The 18,251-nt window shown below is 73.4% G+C and carries 23 protein-coding genes and 1 pseudogene; 19 read left to right on the plus strand and 5 right to left on the minus strand.

What is annotated here, in order from left to right:
- Positions 1–31: 31 nt before the first annotated feature.
- The 3 genes from nagA to ACWD5O_RS05305 are packed head-to-tail and all read right to left on the minus strand — an operon-like array spanning position 32 to position 3,088.
- Positions 32–1,141, minus strand: a complete 1,110-nt coding sequence (gene nagA / locus ACWD5O_RS05295) for an N-acetylglucosamine-6-phosphate deacetylase (RefSeq protein ID WP_387324352.1) — start codon at positions 1,139–1,141, stop codon at positions 32–34.
- Positions 1,138–2,103, minus strand: coding sequence for an ROK family protein (locus tag ACWD5O_RS05300; protein WP_354963509.1), 966 nt, complete (start codon positions 2,101–2,103; stop codon positions 1,138–1,140). Before ACWD5O_RS05300 ends, nagA begins: the two co-directional genes overlap by 4 nt.
- Before the next feature lie 55 nt (positions 2,104–2,158).
- Positions 2,159–3,088: an SIS domain-containing protein gene (locus ACWD5O_RS05305; protein ID WP_387324358.1), complete on the minus strand. Its 930-nt coding sequence runs from the start codon at positions 3,086–3,088 to the stop codon at positions 2,159–2,161.
- Between the two features lie 198 nt (positions 3,089–3,286).
- Here ACWD5O_RS05305 and ACWD5O_RS05310 point away from each other — a divergent pair, with 198 nt between their 5' ends.
- From ACWD5O_RS05310 to ACWD5O_RS05400, 19 genes are all read left to right on the plus strand, one after another.
- Positions 3,287–4,072: a DeoR/GlpR family DNA-binding transcription regulator gene (locus tag ACWD5O_RS05310; RefSeq protein ID WP_354963511.1), complete on the plus strand. Its 786-nt coding sequence runs from the start codon at positions 3,287–3,289 to the stop codon at positions 4,070–4,072.
- 120 nt (positions 4,073–4,192) lie between these two features.
- The gene (locus ACWD5O_RS05315) at positions 4,193–5,203 is read left to right on the plus strand and encodes an ATP-binding cassette domain-containing protein (protein ID WP_354963512.1); all 1,011 of its coding nucleotides are present in this window, start codon (positions 4,193–4,195) and stop codon (positions 5,201–5,203) included.
- Positions 5,200–6,216 carry an ABC transporter permease subunit gene (locus tag ACWD5O_RS05320; RefSeq protein WP_354963513.1) on the plus strand — a complete coding sequence of 339 codons (1,017 nt, stop codon included), beginning with the start codon at positions 5,200–5,202 and terminating at the stop codon, positions 6,214–6,216. The genes ACWD5O_RS05315 and ACWD5O_RS05320 overlap by 4 nt, the downstream gene beginning before the upstream one ends.
- A gap of 105 nt (positions 6,217–6,321) precedes the next feature.
- On the plus strand, positions 6,322–6,726 hold the full coding sequence (locus ACWD5O_RS05325) for a DUF3263 domain-containing protein (RefSeq protein WP_354963514.1): 405 nt from the start codon (positions 6,322–6,324) through the stop codon (positions 6,724–6,726).
- A 192-nt stretch (positions 6,727–6,918) separates the two neighbouring features.
- Positions 6,919–7,605 (plus strand): hypothetical protein, encoded by a 687-nt coding sequence (locus ACWD5O_RS05330; RefSeq protein WP_354963515.1) that lies wholly within the window; start codon positions 6,919–6,921, stop codon positions 7,603–7,605.
- Positions 7,602–7,997 (plus strand): phage holin family protein, encoded by a 396-nt coding sequence (locus ACWD5O_RS05335; RefSeq protein WP_354963516.1) that lies wholly within the window; start codon positions 7,602–7,604, stop codon positions 7,995–7,997. Before ACWD5O_RS05330 ends, ACWD5O_RS05335 begins: the two co-directional genes overlap by 4 nt.
- A 22-nt stretch (positions 7,998–8,019) precedes the next feature.
- Positions 8,020–8,619, plus strand: a complete 600-nt coding sequence (locus ACWD5O_RS05340) for a DUF3618 domain-containing protein (RefSeq protein ID WP_354963517.1) — start codon at positions 8,020–8,022, stop codon at positions 8,617–8,619.
- 51 nt (positions 8,620–8,670) lie between these two features.
- Complete coding sequence (locus ACWD5O_RS05345; protein WP_354963518.1) at positions 8,671–9,477, plus strand: hypothetical protein; 807 nt, start codon at positions 8,671–8,673, stop codon at positions 9,475–9,477.
- 140 nt (positions 9,478–9,617) lie between these two features.
- Positions 9,618–10,127: a GNAT family N-acetyltransferase gene (locus tag ACWD5O_RS05350; RefSeq protein ID WP_354963519.1), complete on the plus strand. Its 510-nt coding sequence runs from the start codon at positions 9,618–9,620 to the stop codon at positions 10,125–10,127.
- Between the two features lie 275 nt (positions 10,128–10,402).
- Positions 10,403–10,822, plus strand: coding sequence for a hypothetical protein (locus tag ACWD5O_RS05355; protein WP_354963520.1), 420 nt, complete (start codon positions 10,403–10,405; stop codon positions 10,820–10,822).
- A gap of 2 nt (positions 10,823–10,824) precedes the next feature.
- Complete coding sequence (locus ACWD5O_RS05360; RefSeq protein WP_354963521.1) at positions 10,825–12,048, plus strand: SRPBCC family protein; 1,224 nt, start codon at positions 10,825–10,827, stop codon at positions 12,046–12,048.
- On the plus strand, positions 12,045–12,395 hold the full coding sequence (gvpJ, locus tag ACWD5O_RS05365; protein WP_449941336.1) for a gas vesicle protein GvpJ: 351 nt from the start codon (positions 12,045–12,047) through the stop codon (positions 12,393–12,395). Before ACWD5O_RS05360 ends, gvpJ (ACWD5O_RS05365) begins: the two co-directional genes overlap by 4 nt.
- A 1-nt stretch (position 12,396) precedes the next feature.
- Positions 12,397–13,152: a GvpL/GvpF family gas vesicle protein gene (locus tag ACWD5O_RS05370; protein ID WP_354963522.1), complete on the plus strand. Its 756-nt coding sequence runs from the start codon at positions 12,397–12,399 to the stop codon at positions 13,150–13,152.
- A 3-nt stretch (positions 13,153–13,155) separates the two neighbouring features.
- Positions 13,156–13,479 carry a gas vesicle protein GvpG gene (locus ACWD5O_RS05375; protein WP_354963523.1) on the plus strand — a complete coding sequence of 108 codons (324 nt, stop codon included), beginning with the start codon at positions 13,156–13,158 and terminating at the stop codon, positions 13,477–13,479.
- Entirely contained in the window at positions 13,445–13,777 is a 333-nt protein-coding gene (locus tag ACWD5O_RS05380; protein WP_354963524.1) for a gas vesicle protein GvpO, read from the plus strand. Before ACWD5O_RS05375 ends, ACWD5O_RS05380 begins: the two co-directional genes overlap by 35 nt.
- A 1-nt stretch (position 13,778) precedes the next feature.
- Complete coding sequence (gvpJ, locus tag ACWD5O_RS05385) at positions 13,779–14,162, plus strand: gas vesicle protein GvpJ (RefSeq protein ID WP_121657174.1); 384 nt, start codon at positions 13,779–13,781, stop codon at positions 14,160–14,162.
- The gene (locus ACWD5O_RS05390; protein ID WP_387324368.1) at positions 14,146–14,973 is read left to right on the plus strand and encodes a GvpL/GvpF family gas vesicle protein; all 828 of its coding nucleotides are present in this window, start codon (positions 14,146–14,148) and stop codon (positions 14,971–14,973) included. Before gvpJ (ACWD5O_RS05385) ends, ACWD5O_RS05390 begins: the two co-directional genes overlap by 17 nt.
- Positions 14,970–15,182, plus strand: a complete 213-nt coding sequence (locus ACWD5O_RS05395; RefSeq protein ID WP_354963526.1) for a gas vesicle protein — start codon at positions 14,970–14,972, stop codon at positions 15,180–15,182. The genes ACWD5O_RS05390 and ACWD5O_RS05395 overlap by 4 nt, the downstream gene beginning before the upstream one ends.
- Entirely contained in the window at positions 15,179–15,532 is a 354-nt protein-coding gene (locus tag ACWD5O_RS05400; RefSeq protein WP_354963527.1) for a gas vesicle protein K, read from the plus strand. The genes ACWD5O_RS05395 and ACWD5O_RS05400 overlap by 4 nt, the downstream gene beginning before the upstream one ends.
- A gap of 50 nt (positions 15,533–15,582) precedes the next feature.
- Here ACWD5O_RS05400 and ACWD5O_RS05405 read toward each other — a convergent pair whose 3' ends face one another.
- Positions 15,583–16,515 carry an SMP-30/gluconolactonase/LRE family protein gene (locus tag ACWD5O_RS05405; protein ID WP_387324370.1) on the minus strand — a complete coding sequence of 311 codons (933 nt, stop codon included), beginning with the start codon at positions 16,513–16,515 and terminating at the stop codon, positions 15,583–15,585.
- Positions 16,516–16,620: 105 nt separating this feature from the next.
- Positions 16,621–18,180, minus strand: a pseudogene (locus tag ACWD5O_RS05410) (AAA family ATPase); the annotation flags it as partial.
- Positions 18,181–18,251 lie beyond the last annotated feature (71 nt).

An 18,251-nucleotide genomic window follows, 5' to 3' on the forward strand; every position in this document is an offset into this window, starting at 1 on the left:
GGCCGCACCTACGCCCGCGGAGCAGCGGGCGTCACTCCACCCAGGAGCCGCCGCGCAGCACCCGGACCACGTTCAGGTCCTCGTCCAGCACCACCAGGTCGGCGCGGAGGCCGACCTGAAGGGCGCCGACCCGGTCACCCAGGCCGATGGCGCGGGCCGGGGTGGTGGCCACCATCCGGGCCGCGTCCGCGATCGGGATGCCGGCGTCCACGGCGTGCCGCAGTGCGGCGTCCATGGTCAGGGTGCTGCCGGCGATCGTGCCGTCGCGGGCCAGCCGGGCCACCCCGTCGGCCACCGTGACGGCCTGGCCGCCCAGCTCGTACTCACCGTCGGCCATCCCGGCGGCGGCCATCGCGTCGGTGATCAGGGCAGCCCGGTCCGGGCCCGCGGTCGAGGTGGCGAAGGTCAGCGTGCCGTCGTGCAGGTGCACCCCGTCGGCGACCAGCTCACAGACCACGGTGGGCGCGTCGAGCAGGGCCACCACCGGACCCGGCTCGCGGTGGTGCACCGGCCGCATGCCGTTGAACAGGTGGGTGCCGACGCTCGCTCCCGCGGCGACCGCGGCGCGGGTCTGGTCGTACGTGGCGTCGGTGTGGCCGACCGCGGCCACCACCCGCTGGGCGGTGAGCAGCTTGATCGCCTCCAGCGCGCCGTCGCGCTCCGGGGCGAGGGTGACCATCCGGATCGCGCCCGCACCCAGCTCGATCAGCTCGGCCAGCTCGTCGGTGGACGGGTCGCGCAGGTACTCCGGGTTCTGCGCACCGCAGCGGGCGGCGGAGAGGTAGGGCCCCTCGAAGTGGATGCCCGCCAGCACGCCCTCGTCGACCAGCGGGGCGAACGCCTCGGTGGCGGCACGCATCAGCGGGAAGGGAGCGCTGACCAGGCTGGCCAGCAGGGTGGTGGTGCCGTGCGCCAGGTGGAAGCCGGCAGCAGCCCGGGCCTGGTCGGCGTCCCCGGTGGTGAAGGTGTGCCCACCACCGCCGTGCGTGTGCATGTCGACGAAGCCGGGCAGGATCCAGTGCCCGTCGCGGACCGACGGATACTCCGCCACCGCGGTGATCCGGTCACCGGCCCACTCGACGCAGCCCTGCCGGATGACACCGTTCGGGGTCACCACTCGGCCGTTCACCCGTACGGTCATCGCTTCTCCTGATGGTCACGGACGCGCGCGGCGTCCAGGGCGAGCAGGGCGGCGCCGAGGCAGCCGGCCTCGTCGCCGAGGGCCGCCGCGACCAGCCGCGGCTCCCGGTGGAAGGTCATCCGCTCGTGCAGCGCCGCCCGCAGGGGGACGAGCAGCCGGTCCCCGGCCTGGGCCAGGCCGCCGCCGAGCACGATGGTCGCCACGTCGAACAGCGCCTGTCCGGAGGCCAGGCCGTCGGCGAGCGCCTCGACCGCCTCCTGCCAGACCCGGCCGGCCAGTGGCTCGCCGGCCGCGGCCCTCTCGGCCACCTCGGCCGCCGTCACCGGCCCGTCGGGCGACTCGCCGGCCAGCTCGGCATAGCGGCGGCCGATCGCGGCGGCCGAGGCGACCGCCTCCAGGCAGCCGGGCCGGCCGCAGCCGCAGCGCGGCCCGTCGGGACGGACCAGGATGTGGCCGATCTCCCCGGCGGCGCCGTGTGCGCCGACGGCGGCCGTGCCGTCGACCACGTGCGCGGCGGCGATGCCGGTGCCGATCGCCACGAAGAGAACGTGCCCGGTGCCGCGCCCGGCACCGAGTCGGGCCTCGGCGAGACCGCCGACCCGCACGTCGTGGCCGAGCGCCGTGGGCAGGCCGAGCCGCGCCACCGCCAGGTCCCGCAGCGGTACGTCCCGGAAGCCCACGTTCGCCGACCAGACCGCGACACCGCGCGCCTCGTCCACCACTCCGGGCACGGCGATGCCGAGCGCGACCGGGGTGAGCCCGTCGGCGCGGGCCTTGTCGGCCAGCCCTTCGGCGACGTCCAGGATGGTGCCGACCACGGCGGCCGGGCCGCGTGCGGCGTTGGTGGGGTGCCGTTCGGTGCGTACCGCGACGCCGTCCGGCCGGACCAGGGCGCACTTCATGCCGGTGCCGCCGACGTCCAGCGCGACGACCACCGGGTCGGCGGGCACGGCGTCGCTCACGGCGCCATCTCGGTTCGCGACTGCGGGGCTCGCAACCCCGGCTCACTCCTCGCGCTCACGCCAGCACCACCGACCGGGTCAGGTGTCGGGGTGCGTCCGGGTCGAGGCCCCGGCTGGTGGCGAGCGCGACCGCGAAGCGCTGGGCCAGGATCAGGTCGGCCATCGGATCGACCGGGGTACGACCGGCGGCCCAACTGCCCAGCACCGTGCGGCAGCCGTGGGTACGGCTGTGCACGAAGGCCGCGCCGGTGGCGGCGACATCCTCGGGCAGCCCGTCGGGCAGCTCGCCGAACGCCCAGACCAGCCGGCCGGGCGCGGCGATCGAGATGGGCCCGTGCCGGTAGTCCATCGCCGGGTACGCCTCGGCCCAGAAGGTGGCCGCCTCGCGGCACTTCAGCGCGGCTTCCTTGGCCAGCCCGACCGTCCACCCCCGACCGAGGAAGGTGACCTGCCCGATGGTTGTCGGGTCGATCGGCAGCGGGGCGCGCACCGCCACCTCGGCGTCGGCGGCGAGCGCGGTCACCGGGTCGCCGAGGTGGGCCCGGAGCAGGGCGAGCGCGGTGGTCGCGAAGCGGGTCTGCACCACCGACCGCTCGTCGGCGAAGGGCATGGTCACCGCGGCGGTGGCCAGGTCGACCGCCGGGGACGCCGGATCGCCGACGATGACGGTGCTGGGCACCCGCCCGCGTAGTGCGATGAGCAGGTCCAGCACCTCGGTGGTGGTGCCGGAGCGGGTGATGGCGATCAGCCGGTCGTAGTGGCGGCCGGTGGGGAACTCGGACGCCTGGAACGCGTCGGTCTCGCCCTGGCCGGCCTGCTCGCGGCGGGCCGCGTACGCCATCGCCATGAACCACGACGTTCCGCAACCGACGACGGCGACCCGCTCACCGGGGCGCGGCAGGTCACCGCGTACGACGCCGGCCAGATCGGCCGCCTCCCGCCAGCAGTCGGGTTGACTCGCGATCTCCGCGTCCACGTAAGCCATGGGAACTCCTCGCAGGGCCGGCCGATGCGCAATACGGCTCGTTACACCCGTATTTCGCGCGTCATTCTGCGCGAACCCGGGTGGTCGTGGCAACCGACCGGCCGATCGCGCAGGCCGGTCTTTTGCGCCACCTAGTTTCGCGCACTAGTGTGCACGCAATCAATCACCGTTCGTGCAGTCACTGGGAGGGCCCCCGCGGTGGACCGGTACGCCAGATGGAACGCCCTGCTCGAGATGCTGACCGACAACGGCCGGGTCAGCGTCGAGGCGGCCGCCGAGCGGCTGGACGTCTCCCAGGCCACCATTCGGCGCGACTTCGACCAGCTCGCCCAGCAGCAGATGATCACCAGGACCCGGGGTGGCGCCGTCGCCAACGGGGTCTCCTACGACCTGCCGCTGCGCTACAAGACGGCCAAGCACTCGGCGGAGAAGCAGCGGATCGGCGCCGCCGCCGCGGCGCTCGTCACGCCCGGCACGGTGGTCGGCCTGAACGGCGGCACCACCAGCACCGAGGTGGCCCGGGCGCTGGCCGTCCGGCCAGACCTGAACACCAGCGCCGAGGGTGCCCAGCTCACCGTGGTCACCAACGCGCTGAACATCGCCAACGAGCTGCTGGTCCGATCCCGGATGAAGGTCGTGGTGGCCGGCGGGGTGGTGCGCCCGAAGTCGTTCGAGCTGGTCGGCCCGCTGGGCGGGGCGCTGCTGCGTGAGGTCACCCTGGATGTCGCGCTGCTCGGCGTGGACGCGATCGACCCGCAGCTCGGCGCCGCCGCCCACCACGAGGGGGAGGCGGCGATGAACAACCTCATGGTGGCCCGCGCCAAGCGAGTGGTGATCATCGCGGACTCGTCCAAGTTGGGGGGTCACGCCTTCGCCCGGATCTGCCCGGTCGACCGGGTGGAGACGCTGGTGACCGACGCGGGCGCCGCCCCGGAGGTCGTGGAGGCCTTCCGTGCTGCCGGCGTGCAGGTCGTCTGCGCCTGACCTGTCACTTTCCGTCGATGAAACGCGTCTACCGGCGCGTCGATGCATACCGCGTATTGCGCGCGTCTGCATACCGCGTATGGTGTCGGCTGTCACGCCCACCATCGGGGGAGGTGCAGCTTGCCAGCTGTCCTGGAGATCGAAGGTCTACGTAAGACGTACAAGAGTCGTCGACGCGGCACCCGCAACGCGCTCGACGGCTTCGACATGCGGGTCGACGCCGGGCAGGTGCACGGCTTCCTGGGCCCCAACGGCTCCGGGAAGACCACCACACTGCGTACGCTGCTCGGCCTGATCCGGCCCGATGGCGGCCGGATGGCACTGCTCGGGCACGAGGTGCCCGGTGCGCTGGCCAGCGTCGCCGGCCAGGTCGGCGCGATCGTGGAGAGCCCGCAGTTCTTCCCGCACTTCTCGGCCCGGGACACGCTGTCCCTGCTGGCCGGGGCGGGTGAGGTGCCGGCCACCCGGGTCGACGAGGTGCTGGAGCTCGTCGGGCTGCGCGACCGGGCCGGCGAGCGGGTCAAGACGTACTCGCTGGGCATGAAGCAGCGGCTGGCCGTCGCCTCCGCGCTGCTGAAGAACCCGAAGCTGCTCATCCTCGACGAGCCGGCCAACGGCCTTGACCCGGGCGGCATCCGAGAGATGCGCACGCTGATGCGGACGCTCGCCGAATCCGGGATGACCGTGGTGCTGTCCAGCCACATCCTCGGCGAGATCCAGCTGATCTGTGACTCGGTCACCATCATCTCGCTGGGCCGGCGGGTCGCCTTCGGCCCGGTCGACGAGGTGCTGGCCCAGCACTCGTCCGGCGCGGTCCGGGTCCGGCTGGAGGCGGTCAGCGACCTGCCCGCGGCCACCGACGCGCTCACCCGGGCCGGGATGCGGGTCACCGGCCACCCGGACCACCTGATGCTGGCTGGCGTCGACAAGCCGGCCACGGTGACCCGGCTGCTCGCCGAGCACGACCTCTACGTCAGCGAGCTGGCCCCGGTCGCCGTCGACCTGGAGAGCGTCTTCCTCGAACTGACCGCCACCGCACCGGTACCCGGCCAGCACCGGCAGGTCGACGAGTCCATGAAGGTCGGTGGGACGGGGCAGCCCGACGCCACCGGAGGAGGGTGGGGCGCGTGAGCCTCTATCGTACGGAGCTGCGCCGGCTGGCCAAGCGGCGCTTCACCCGCTACATGTCGCTGCTCGGCCTGCTCGTGCTAGCCGCGGTGGTGGTCGGGGTCTTCCTCACCAACCAGAAGATCGACGCCGGCCAGCTGGCCCGGGCCGAGCGCCAGGCCGACCAGCAGTACCAGGAGCAGCTGCGCTGGAGCGAGCAGGAGCGCGTCAGCTGCGAGCAGGCCAAGGCGGCGAACAAGCCGAATGACGGCCGCTACCCCGACGACTGCTCCGTGATCACGGCTCCGTCGCGGGACCAGATCCAGGCGGAGTGGTTCCTGCCCTCGACGTTCAACTTCCGGCAGACGTTCGACGAGACGCTGATCCCGTTCGCGGCGATCCTCGCCCTGGTCGGGTTCGTGGTTGGCGCGTCCTTCATCGGCGCCGAGTGGAACACCGGCGGGATGATGAACCTGCTGCTCTGGCGGCCGAAGCGGCTCACCGTCCTGCTCACCAAGCTGGCCGCGCTGCTCACCGGCATTCTGGCGGTGACGCTGCCCGCGGCGGTGCTCTGGTTCGCCGGGTTCTGGGCGGTCGCCACCTTCCGGGGCAACACCGAGAAGATGACGTCCGGGGCCTGGCAGTCGTTCGCCCTCACCGGTTTGCGCGGCGTGGTGCTGGTGCTGGTGGTCACCACCATCGGCTTCGCGCTGGCCTCGCTGGGTCGGCACACCGCGATGGCCCTCGGCGGTGTGGTGGCGGTGATGGTGGTCGGCCAGTTCGGTCTCGGCATCCTGCTGTCGATGGCGAGCGTGCGGTTCGCCGAGGCATGGCTGCTGCCCACGTACGCGCTGGCGTGGATGACCAAGAAGGTCACCCTCCAGAACTGGAACTCCTGCAACGCCACCTACTACGGTGAGTGCAAACCGGACACGCTGGACATCACCTGGCAGCAGTCCTCCGTGCTGCTCTCCGTCGGGCTGGTGGTGATCCTCGGCGCGGCGCTCTGGGCGATGCGCCGGCGGGACATCTCCTGACCAACGCGGCGCGGCGCGGCCGGCCCGGCCGTCGGGTTTCCCGGCGTGCGGGGCCGGCCGCGCCGGCTGCTGCGACCCGGGCCGACCCTGGCTAGGCTGAACGCCATGCCCGCCGACGCCACCCCGGTCTCCCCCGAGCCGTCCACCGACGCTCGCCCGGGTGAGGCACCGGTCGGTGGTGGGCCGACCGTTCCGACACCCCGACCGGCGCCGCCCGTCGAGAGCACCGCCGACCCCGCGCAGGCCGCCGGGGACGATGCCGAACCGACCGGGCCGGTGGCGGGGCTGACCCAGCGGGAACAGGCCATCCTCGCCTTCGAGCAGCAGTGGTGGCGGCACGCCGGTGCCAAGGAGCAGGCCGTCCGGGACACCTTCGGGGTCTCCTCGACCCGGTACTACCAACTGCTCAACGGGCTGCTCGACAACCCGGCGGCGCTGGCCGCCGACCCCGTGCTGATCGGCCGGCTCCGCCGGCTCCGCTCATCGCGCGCCCGCGATCGCCGCCGCTGACGCCACCGCCCGCACACCGGCCTCAACTCCTGATTGTCCGGGTCCCGGCCGTCTGCTGACCGGGCACCGGGAACGGCGTCCCCGGTGCCCGGTCCGTCCAGACCGGTGGAAGCATGGCACCAGATTCGGCGGGTAGGCGGGGAGCGTCCCGGGCGCTGCCATGCGGCTCCGGGCCGATGGAGGGAGCGGGCTATGACGGGTACCAACCCGAGCCGGCCACCACAGGGTGCGACCGGCACCGCGCAGCAGGCTCGGCAGGAGGCGTCCCGGGTCGGACAGCAGGCCGCGCAGGCCGGTGGACAGGTGGCCCATACCGCCGCCGAGCAGGGCGGGCAGGTGGCCGCGGAAGCGCGCCAGCAGGCCCGGAACCTGACCGGAGAGGCCACCAGCGAGCTGCGTGAGCAGGCCAGATCGCAACAGCAGCGGGCCGTCGACGGTCTGCGCGACCTGGGCCAGGGGCTCAACTCGATGGCCGAGCAGGACGGTGACTCCCGGCTGGCCGGCCAGGCGGTTCGCCGGGCGGGGGACGCCGCGCAACGGGCGGCCGGCTGGCTCGACGGACGGGAGCCGGGGGACGTACTGGACGAGGTCCGCACGTACGCCCGACGCAACCCGGGGATGTTCCTGGCCGGCGCGGCGGTGGCCGGACTGCTGGTCGGGCGACTCGCCCGTGGCCTGACCAGCGCTGGCGGCGCAGGGATGTCAGGCGGCCCGGCAGCAGGGTACGGGCACCCGGACGGGGGTGGCCCGGAGCCCTACGATCGCGGGTTCAACGCGCCCTACCAGCCCGAACAGCCGTACACCGGTACGGCTCGGGCCCAGAACGTGTCGCCGGCCGGTCGGCCGGAGCGGGACCTGCCGGGCGGGGTGGCACCGTGAGCGCCCCGGAGAAGGAACGGACCCAGGCCTCCGTCGGCGACCTGCTGGGTGACGTCACCCGGGACCTCTCCACGCTGATGCGCAAGGAGGTCGAGCTGGCCAAGGCCGAGCTCCGCGAGGAGGCGAGCCAGGCCGGCAAGGCCGGCGGCATGTTCGGCGGGGCGGGGCTGGCCGGGTTCCTGGCCGTCCTGTTCGTGTCGTACGCGGTGTGGTGGGGGCTGTCCAACACGATGGACCAGGGCTGGGCGGCACTGATCGTCGCGGTGATCTGGGCGGTCGTGGCCGGTGGCCTTTTCATCAACGCCCGGAGCCAGCTGCAGCGGGCTCGTGCGGTGCTGCCGCGAACGAAGCAGACCGCCCGGGAGATGCCGGACGCACTGCGCGGTCGGTGAACGAGTCGGGAGGGGACAGATCATGTCCAGTGATCCGGATCGGATCCGGCGGGAGATCGAGACCACCCGCAACGAGTTGAGCAGTGACGTCGACGCGTTGGCCGACAGGGTCAACCCGCGTCGGATCGCCGGTGACCGCGTCGGGCAGGCCCGCGGCGCGTTCGCCCGAGCGAAGGAGAGGGTGATGGGCAGCTCGAGCCACATGGGGCAGGAGGCCAGCCAGCGGATGTCACACGTCGCCGGCTCGGTACGCGACGAGACCCGGTCGCTCGGACAGCAGTCCCGGGAGCAGACGCAGGGCAACCCGCTGGCCGCCGGCGTGGTCGCCTTCGGCGTCGGGTTGCTGGCCGCCTCGCTGCTCCCGTCGAGTGGGCGGGAAAGGCAACTGGCCGGTCGCGCCCGGGGCATGGTGAGCGAGCACTCCGACCAGTTGCGCGGGCAGGCGAGCCAGATCGGCCACCATATGCAGGACAACCTGCGGGAGCCCGCGCAGCAGGCGGCGCAGTCGGTGCGGTCCACCGCCGAGCAGGGGGTGTCCGCGGTACGCGACCAGGGCCGTTCAGCCGCCGGGCAAATGCAGGGGCAGGCGTATGCGGCCGCCGATGATCTCCGGCACCGCTGACCCGGCCGGGCGTCGGGGCTGGCACCGATGATGCGGGTACGCTCCGCATCCGTGCCAGCCCCGGGCCGGCCGGTCAACGAGGACCTGGTCTTCCGGTTCGGCCCGCTGGTCGGCGTGCTGGACGGCGCCACCGTGCCGGAGGGCTTCGACACCGGCTGTGTGCACGGGCCGGAGTGGTACGTCCGGCACCTGGCCGCCCGGATCGGCATGGCCGAGGCGGCGCGCCCGTCGGCGAGGCTGACCAGCAACCTGGCGGCGGCCATTCTCGCCGTTCGCGCCGACCACGGCGGGCAGTGCGACCTTGATCATCCCGGTACCCCGTCCAGCACGGTCTGCCTACTGCGGGACTGCGGTGACAAGGTGGACCATCTGGTGCTCTGCGACAGCCCGCTGGTGCTGGACACCGGCCAGGTCAGCGTGGTGACCGACGACCGGCTGGAGGCGGCGGTGGCCGAGCTGCGCCGGACGGTCGCCACCGTGCCGGCCGACGCGGACCCGGTGACCCGCTTCCGGCACGCCGTGGGCGTCCAGCGGGAACGGATGAACCGCACACACGGCTACTGGGTGGCGGCGGCCGACCCGGACGCGGCCTTCCACGCGGTGACCGGGACGGTGCCCCAGCGGGGGCCGTCGGCGGTGCGTCGGGCGGCGCTGCTCAGTGACGGCGCGTCCAGCGCTGTCGACCAGTTCGGGCTGACCGACTGGGCGGGGCTGCTGGACATGCTGAGCGCCGACGGCCCGGGCGCGTTGCTCGACCGGGTCCGGGAGGCCGAGCGCGACCACCCCGACCGGCTGCGCCGGCACAAGCCCACCGACGATGCCTCGGTGGTGTTCTGCGAGTTCGGGGCGGCGACCTGAGGGCCCCGCGACTCGACTGGTTGGCAACAGAGCGTGAGGTGGACACTCGGGCGGTCCGACCGGTCGGTACCGGTAGCCGGACCGCCAGTGGATGCCCAATGGGGTGGACTTCGGCCGATCAGGGCGGCAGACTGCGGCACGTGGCGGGTGCGGTCCGGTTGGAGCCGGTGGATGAGCAGAACCTGGAGCCATTGCTCTCCGTAGCGGCTGCCGAGGCCGAGCCAGGTGATGTGATGCCTCCGGTCGACGCTCCCGCCGGCTGGTCGCTCGCCCGCCGCGAGGCTTTCCGGGACTTTCACCGCGCGAGCTTCGGCGGCCTGGACGGCCCGACACGCTCCCAGATGTACGCGATCCTCGTCGGCGGTGAGGTGGCGGGCATGGTTCGGATGACGCGTTGTGACGAGCCCGGCACGGTCGAGACCGGGATGTGGCTCGGTCGTTCGGCTCGCGGGCAGGGGATCGGCGCGACCGCCCTGCGCGAGTTGCTGAACGCCGCCGCCCGGGCGGGCATGCGGGCCGTGGTGGCGGAGACGACCGCGGACAACATCGGCGCGGTCGGCGTACTGAAAAAGTGCGGCGCCACATTGCGCGAGGATGGTGGCAAGGTGCGCGCCGAAATCTGCCTGGATTCGACGCCGCCAGCACTCTGAAGCGATTCTTAAGGTTCGTCTTCTCTGTCGTTTTCCCTGGTGGTTACCACCTGGACGTCCGTTCTGGGGCGTCCAATCCCGCGTTTCCGGATGGTGTTCGTCGACGCGGATGGAAATCGCCAGAACGGTTTCGGTGGAATGCCGTCGGGTACTGCCCGCCGGGTCCGCAGATACGGACGCCTGATTGAAGGCATGGTTCGCGCTATTCCCCGGTAGCCCTTCTCCGGCCCCCACCGGGCAGGCGTCCGCACCCTCCGGGGAGCGAAGGAGAACTGATGAAGACCGGAACACGAATCGGGCTGGCGGTGGGCTTCGGCTACCTGCTGGGCCGTCGCCGCAAGCTGCGTACCGCACTCACCCTGGCCGCCGCGGTCGCCGCCGGCCGAGCCAGCCGGGACCCCGCCGGGCTGCTGAAGCGGGGCACCAACGTGCTGCACTCGTCCCCCCAACTGAGCAACCTGAGCCGACTCGGCGGGCCACTGGTCAACGCGGGCCGGGCCGCCGCCACCGCGGCGGCCGGCAGCGGCGTCGACGCGCTCACCGGTCGGCTGCGCGACTCGGCCGACGCGCTGCGCCGCCGCTCCGGAGACCAGAGCGGCGCCGGCGACAACGACACGGGCCGCGACACCGACCGCGACACGGCGAACCAGACCGACCGGGACGACGCGGCGGCCGGGCAGCGGCGGGGGCGGTGACCATGGCGGGGAACACCTACCCGGGTGGGATCGGTGAGAAGCTCCGCGGCCAGTTGGCCGACGAGGTGCGGAACCTGGCCGAGGCGATCGGCGAGCGGGCGATGACGGTGGTGACCGAGCGGATCACCGGCGCGACCGGCCGGCTCAGCGAGTACGCGCGCCAGGGCGGCGGACCGGGCCTGATCGCCGCCGCCACCGGTGCACAGAAGCTCGCCGAGGGCGGCTCACCAATGAAGGCGATGGTGCACGCCGGGATGGCCGGCGGTAAGGAGAAGGTGATGTCGGCTCTCGGCCGCGCGGGCGGAAAGGGCGGCGGCAAGGGCGGCAAGAAGAAGGTCACCAACATCGTCGAGACGATCGAGGTGGGCGTGCCGGTGCGGGCCGCGTACAACCAGTGGACGCAGTTCGGCGACTTCCCGAGCTTCATGAAGAAGGTCGAGAGCGTCGACACGGACTCGGACGAGAAGCTGACCTGGAAGGCGCAGGTCTTCTGGTCGCACCGGACCTGGGAGTCGACCATCGTCCGGCAGGTGCCGGACAAGCTCATCCACTGGCGGTCCAAGGGTGAGAAGGGCTCGGTCGACGGCACCGTCAGCTTCCACGAGATCACCCCGGACCTGACCCGAATCCTGGTGGTGCTGGAGTACCACCCGCAGGGCCTCTTCGAGCACACCGGCAACCTGTGGCGCGCCCAGGGCCGGCGGGTGCGGCTGGAGCTGAAGCACTTCGTCCGGCACGTGATGACCGAGGTGGCGCTCGACCCGGACCAGGTCGAGGGGTGGCGGGGCGAGATTCGCGACTCCCAGGTGGTCAAGGACAACGAGACGGCCCTTCGCGAGGAGCGCGAACGGGACCAGCGCGGCCCGGGCGGGGGCGGTGGGGCGCCGACCGGTCCCGAGGCCGACGAGTTCGCCGAGGAGGAGCCGAGCGCGGAGGAGGAGCGGCCGCGCCGACGGCCCGCCGGGCGGCTGCGCCAGCGGCCACCCCGCCGGCCCGCCGAGCCGGAGTACGACGAGGAGTACGAGGCGTACGAGGACGGCTACGACGAGGGGTACGCGGACGAACCCGACGAGGAACCGCCGCCGGCGCCCCGTCGTCGCGCTCCCGAGCGGGCCCGCCGCGCTCAGCCGCGCGAGGAGCCGCAGCGGCCCCGGCCGCCGGTCCGACGCGGACCGGAACCGCCGCGCCGACCCGTGGTGCGCCGCCGCCGGGAGGAGGACGAGTGACGCTCGTATCCGACGAGGGCGGTGCCGGCGGGGCCCTGGAGCGTGTGGGCTCCGGCGGCGGGCTCGCCGACGTGGTGGAGACCGTGCTCGACAAGGGCGTGGTGATCGACGCGCAGGTGACCGTCGGCGTCGTCGGCATCCCACTGGTGGAGATCAACGCCCGGGTGGTGGTGGCGAGCATCGAGACGTACCTGCGGTTCGCCGAGGCGGTCGACCGGCTGGACCTCGCTCCGGACGAGGGCGAAGGCCTTGCCGGTCTGGTCGGCGGCGTTACCGGCGCCGTCCGGGACGTCACCGGCTCGGTCGGGGACGTGGCCGGCAACGTGCGGGACCTCGGGAGGGGCTGAGATGGCGGACGAGACGGGACTGTTCATCTACGGCGTGGTGCCCGCCGACGTGGAGGCGACGCCCGACGCGGCCGGGGTAGGCGATCCACCGGGCGAGGTGGCGGTGATCCGGCACGGTGACCTCGGCGCGCTGGTCAGTGAGGTGCCGTTGGAGGCGCCGCTGGGCCGGTCGGCGGATCTGCGTGCGTACCAGGAACTGCTGGACGGGACGGCGGCGGTGGCGCCGGTGCTGCCGGTGCGGTTCGGCACCGTGGTCACCGGGCCGGACGCGGTGATCGATCTGCTCCGGCCGCACCACGACCGGTTCGCCGCAGCGCTGGCCGAGTACGAGGGCCGGGTGCAGTACGTCGTGCACGGTCGCTTCGATGAGCGGACGCTGCTGCGCGGGGTGCTCGACGAGAATCCGACCGCCGCCGGGCTCGCCGAACAGGTACGCGGCCGGCCCGAGGCGGCCAGCCGTGAGCCACGGATCCGGCTCGGGGAGCTGATCAGCCAGGCGGTGGAGCTGCGCCGCGAGGCGGAGAACCGGCGGCTGCTCGACGCCACGGCCGAGTACGTCGTGTCCGCGCAGCCACGCCCTCCCAGCCACGAGCTGGACGCGGCGCACCTGGCCCTGCTGGTCGACGCCGACCAGGAGGCCGCTCTGGTCGACGCCCTGGAGGAGTACGCGCAGCACCGCGGGGGCCTGCTACGACTGCGGTTGCTGGGCCCGCTCGCCCCGTACGACTTCGTCAGCGCGCACCAGCTGGCGGGCTGACCGGTGGACCTGCTCTGGGCGCTGCTGACCCTGCCGTACGCGCCGGTGCGCGGCCTGACCGCGGTGGTCGCGGTGGTCGCCCGGGAGGCCGAGTCGCGGCAGCGGAACCCGGTGAACGTCCGGCGCGAGCTGGAGGAACTGGACGCGGCGGCTGCCGCCGGTGAACTCAGCGCGGAGGAACGCGACCGGGCCGAGCAGCGGGTGCTGGACCGGCTGACCGGGGGCGCGGGTCGGGCCGGAGCGCGGGCGCGCCCGGCCCGGCGTGGCCCGGCACGCGAGGGAGGTGCGCGCGATGACCGACGACGACGTCCGGGCTCGACGGCGTGATCCGGCCGCCGAGGACTATCCCGATGAGGAGTACGTGGAGCCGGTGTCGGCTGCCGAGGCGGCTCGGGCGGGGCTGCGACAGCTCGTCGAGCTGACCGGCCGGGAGCCGTCCGGGACCACGTCGCTGGAGGCCACGGAGGACGGCTGGCTGGTCGGAGTGGAGCTGGTGGAGGCGCATCGGATTCCCGCCTCCGTCGATCTGCTCGGCCTCTACGAGGTGGAGCTGGACATCGAGGGTGGGCTGCTCGGCTACCGACGGGTGCGGCGCTACCAGCGCGGGAAGGGTGAGGTGGGCTGAAATGACCGCTGCGCAGCCGCCGTCGGTGGTGCAGAACTCCGGCCAGGTCCTGCCCGCCGGCCACGAGCCGGCCAACCTGGGCGACATCCTGGAGCGGGTCCTCGACCGGGGCATCGTGATCGCCGGTGACATCCGGGTCAGCCTGCTCGACATCGAGCTGCTGACGCTGAAACTGCGGCTGGTCATCGCGTCGGTCGACACCGCGCGGCAGATCGGCATCGACTGGTGGGAGCACGATCCGTGGCTCAGCTCGCGGGCTCGGCCCCCGGTGGAGCCGGGACCGCGTGACCCGGAGCAGGTCGAGGCGGAGCGCCGGCCCCGGGTGGCGGCCCGGGCGCGCCGCCGGGACGCCGAACTAGAGGAGTGGAATGAGTTCGACGGTTGAGGTGCCCGCCGCCGGGTCCGCCCCGGTCGCCGGGGCCTGGCTGCACGGCGTGGTCCGGGACGCCGATCCGGCGGCGCTGACGGCGATCGCCGGGATGGACGGCGCTCCGGTCCGGGCGGTGTCCACCTCCGGCCTGGTCGGCGTGGTCAGCACCGCGCCGCTGGACGAGTACGGCGAGCAGCCGCTGCGCCGCAACCTGGAGGATCTGGCGTGGCTGGAGCGGGCGGCCCGGGCACACCACGGCGTGGTCGAGGCACTGGCCCGACGGGGGCCGGTGGTGCCGGCCCGGCTCGCCACCGTGCACACCGACGACGGCCGGGTGGCCAGGTCACTCGCCGCGTGCCGAACCGAGCTGGAGGCCACCCTGGACCGCCTCACCGGACGCGGCGAGTGGGGTGTGAAGGGTTACCTGGTGCCGGGAGTGGCTCCGGCGAGCGCCGAACCCGTCGGGGCCGGCGGTGTGGGGACGGCGTACCTGCGGCGGCGTCGGGCACAGTTGACCGCCCGGGAGGAAGGCCAGCAGGCGGCGGGCGCGGCGGCGGACACGGTGCACGCCGCGCTGTGCGAGCTGGCCGTGGCGGGCCGGCGGCACGCGCCGCAGGACCGGCGGCTCTCCGGTGCGTCCACCCCGATGGTGCTCAACGGGGCGTACCTGGTGGACCTCGCGGCGCTGCCCGGCTTCACCGAGCTCGTCGGCGCGCTGGGCAGCCGGCATCCGGAGATCCGGCTGGAGCTGACCGGGCCGTGGCCGGCGTACTCCTTCGTCGCGGAACGGCCGGAGCCGGCGCTCACCGTGCGGGAGCCGTGGTGACCAGCGCGCTCGCGTCGAGCAGCGCGGACGATCCGTTGGCCTACCGGCCGGTCGCCCTGGTGGACCTGCTCGACAGGGTGCTCGCCACCGGGGTCGTGATCAGCGGCGACCTCACCCTGGCCATTGCCGACGTGGACCTGGTCCGGATCTCGTTGCGCGCGCTGGTCGCTTCGGTCGGCGCGCTGGCCCCGCCGGAGGACGCCGGATGACCGGGCGGGACGAGGCGGCGGAGCTGGCCGCCGCGCTGGGCGCGGAGTCGTGGCAGCCGCCCCGGGTCACCCCGCTGGACCGCCGGATCGCGGTGGACCGCGACTCGGTCGAGCGAGGGCTGGCCAGCCTGGTGCTCACGATCGTGGAGTTGCTGCGGCAGCTGATGGAGCGGCAGGCGCTGCGCCGGGTCGACCTCGGTGACCTGACCGAGGAGCAGATCGAGCGGATCGGGGTGACGCTGATGGCGCTGGAGGAGCAGATGGCCGGGCTGCGCGAACACTTCGGCCTGGCCCCGGAGGACCTCAACCTGGATCTCGGCCCCCTCGGCCCGCTGCTCCCCACCGAGTGACCCGAGCCGGCCGGCGGCAACCCCCGGAGAGGTCGCCGCCGACCGGTGGATCAGGCCGGTACCCGGACGATGTCGTAGTCGGTGTCCGGCGTGGACTCCACGTCGAACCGGCCGTTCACCACGTACAGCGCCGAGCCGAGCAGGTCACCGGTCGCCGGCGACCGCAGCTGGGGACCGGTGATCTCCCGCTGCACCGCCCCGGCGGTGTAACCGTGGTTGAGCCGGACCACCGCGATGACGTTGGTCAGGTTGCGGATCACGTAGAGGGTGTGGCCGCGCAGCACCAGGCCGTCGGCCCGCTCCACCGAGTAGCCACCGAGGTCGACGAGGCGGCTGCGGCCGGTGCGCGGGTCGATGCGTACCAGCCGACCGGGCAGCATCTGTGCGACCAGCAGATCGCCGTCCGGCAGTGCCACGATCCCGTTGTGGTAGGCGTCCGGCGTCGCAGCCGGTCCGCTGAGCGGCAGCACCCGGGAGGCCGTGGCGGCCGGCAGCCGGCCACCGTGGCCCAGCGGCACCACGTACAGAACCTGCCGGCCCGAGTCGGTGAAGTAGACCGCCCGCTTGGTGATCACGAGGTCGTTGACGTAGCTGCCCGGCTCGTCGGTGAACTGGTAGTGGGCCAGCAGCTTGCCGGTCCCCGCGTCGTAGACGCTGGCACCGCCACCGGAGAAGTCGGCGGTCCACAGCCGGCCCTGCTGATCGAGCTTGAGACCGGCCTTGTCCTTGCCCGGCACGGCCGGGATCAGCACCGAGCCACGGCCGGTGCGTAAGTCACCGCGCCACACCGCTCCGTCCAAGATGGAGCTGACGTAAACGGTGGTGCCCCGACCGATCGTCAGCCCCTCGGGAGTGAACCCGTTGGGCAGGGCGATCCGGGCCGGGAACGGCTTTGCCGGGTGGGCGGCTGCCGGCGAGCCGACCGTGGTGAGGGTGGCCGCCGCCACCAGGGAAACGAGGAGAAGCGAGAGCAGCTTGCGCAAGAAACACCGCCTGACGTCGCAGTGGATCGCTCCACAGAGGAATGTGACGTCCTAGGAACACCCTGGGTACGACGAAAGGTTGACTGCCGGATCAGTTTGGTCGCGTCACCCTCGCTCGGCGGCGTACCCGGCCAGCCAGGCGACCTGCGCGGGGTCCAGCGACGGACGGACCCGGCGCCGGGCCGTGGCGACGTGCGCGGCGGTGACCGTGGCCGCGGCCAGCGACTCACGCATCGCGGCGAGCGCCGCCTCCCGGACCAGAGCCGCGCAGTCGGCCGCGGAGAACCCGTCCAACTCCCCACCGAGCGCGGCCAGGTCGACGTCCGGCGCCAGCGGCACGTGCCGGGACGCGGCCCGCAGGATCTCCATGCGGGCCTCCCCGTCCGGCGGCGGCACGTAGACCAGCCGCTCCAGCCGGCCCGGCCGCAGCAGCGCCGGGTCGACCAGGTCCGGCCGGTTCGTCGCGCCGACCACCACCACGTTGCGCAGCGTCTCCACCCCGTCCAGCTCGGTGAGCAGGGCGGCGACCACCCGGTCGGTGGTCCCGCCGTCGGTGGCCTGCCCGCGGACCGGCGCCAGCGCGTCCACCTCGTCCAGGAAGATCAGCGTCGGGGCCGCCTCCCGGGCCCGGCGGAACAGCTCACGGACCGCGCGTTCGCTCTCACCCACCCACTTGGAGAGCAGCTCCGCGCCCTTCACGGAGAGCACGTTCGCCCGACCCGAGCCGGCCAGCGCGGTGACCAGATACGTCTTGCCGCAGCCCGGCGGCCCGTAGAGCAGCACACCGCGCGGCGGCTGCACGCCGAGCCGGGCGAAGGTGTCCGGGTAGGTCAGCGGCCAGAGCACCGACTCGCTGAGCGTCTGCTTGACCTCGACCAGGTCACCCACGTCGTCCAGGGTCACCGAGGCCAGCTCCAGCGTGGACGCGGCCATCGTGGTCGGCCGGACCACCTCCAGTGCGGCGGTGAAGTCGGCCATCGACACGGTCGGCGTCTCGGCCGACTTCTGCCGCAGCGCCGCGCGTACCCCAGCCTCCCGGACCAGCGCAGCCAGGTCCGCCGCGACGAATCCAGGGGTACGCCCGGCCACCTCGTCCAGCCGGACGTCATCGGCCAGCGGCACCTGCCGGGTCAGCACGGTGAGCTGCTCGCGGCGCAGCGCCGGGTCGGGCAGCGGGATGCTGATCCGCAGCGACAGCAGGTCCGGCGCGCGCAGCGCCGGGTCGACCGCCTCCGGCCGGCCGGTGGTGCACACCACGGCCGCACCCGAACGGACGGTCTCCATGAGCACCTGGCGGAACACCGTCGCCACCGGGCCGGGCTCGTCCGCCGGGGCGAGCGCCTCCACATCGGTGACCAGCAGGACCGCCGGCCCGCCGGCGCGGACCGCCGCCGCCACGGCGCGCAGCCGGTCGGCGGCGGCCTGGTTGGCCAGCGCGACCACCTCGGGCGCCCAGAGCGGGTGTACGCGGGCACCGACCCGGGCCGCGACCGCCCGGACCAGCGCCGACTTTCCCGAACCGGCCGGCCCGCTGAGCAGCACTCCCAGCGAGATGGTGGTGCCCAGCCGACCCAGCACCTCCCGGTGGTGGAAGCCGAGGTCGAGCAGTTCGGTCAGCTCCTCGGCCTGGGCCCGCAGCCCCGGCAGCTCGTCGACGTCGGGAGCGTCGTCCTCCTCCGTCGGGCCCATGGCCGCACCGGACGGAGTCTCAGCCGACCGGCGCCCTCCGGAAGGCC

The sequence above is a fragment of the Micromonospora sp. NPDC005161 genome, from assembly GCF_053599855.1.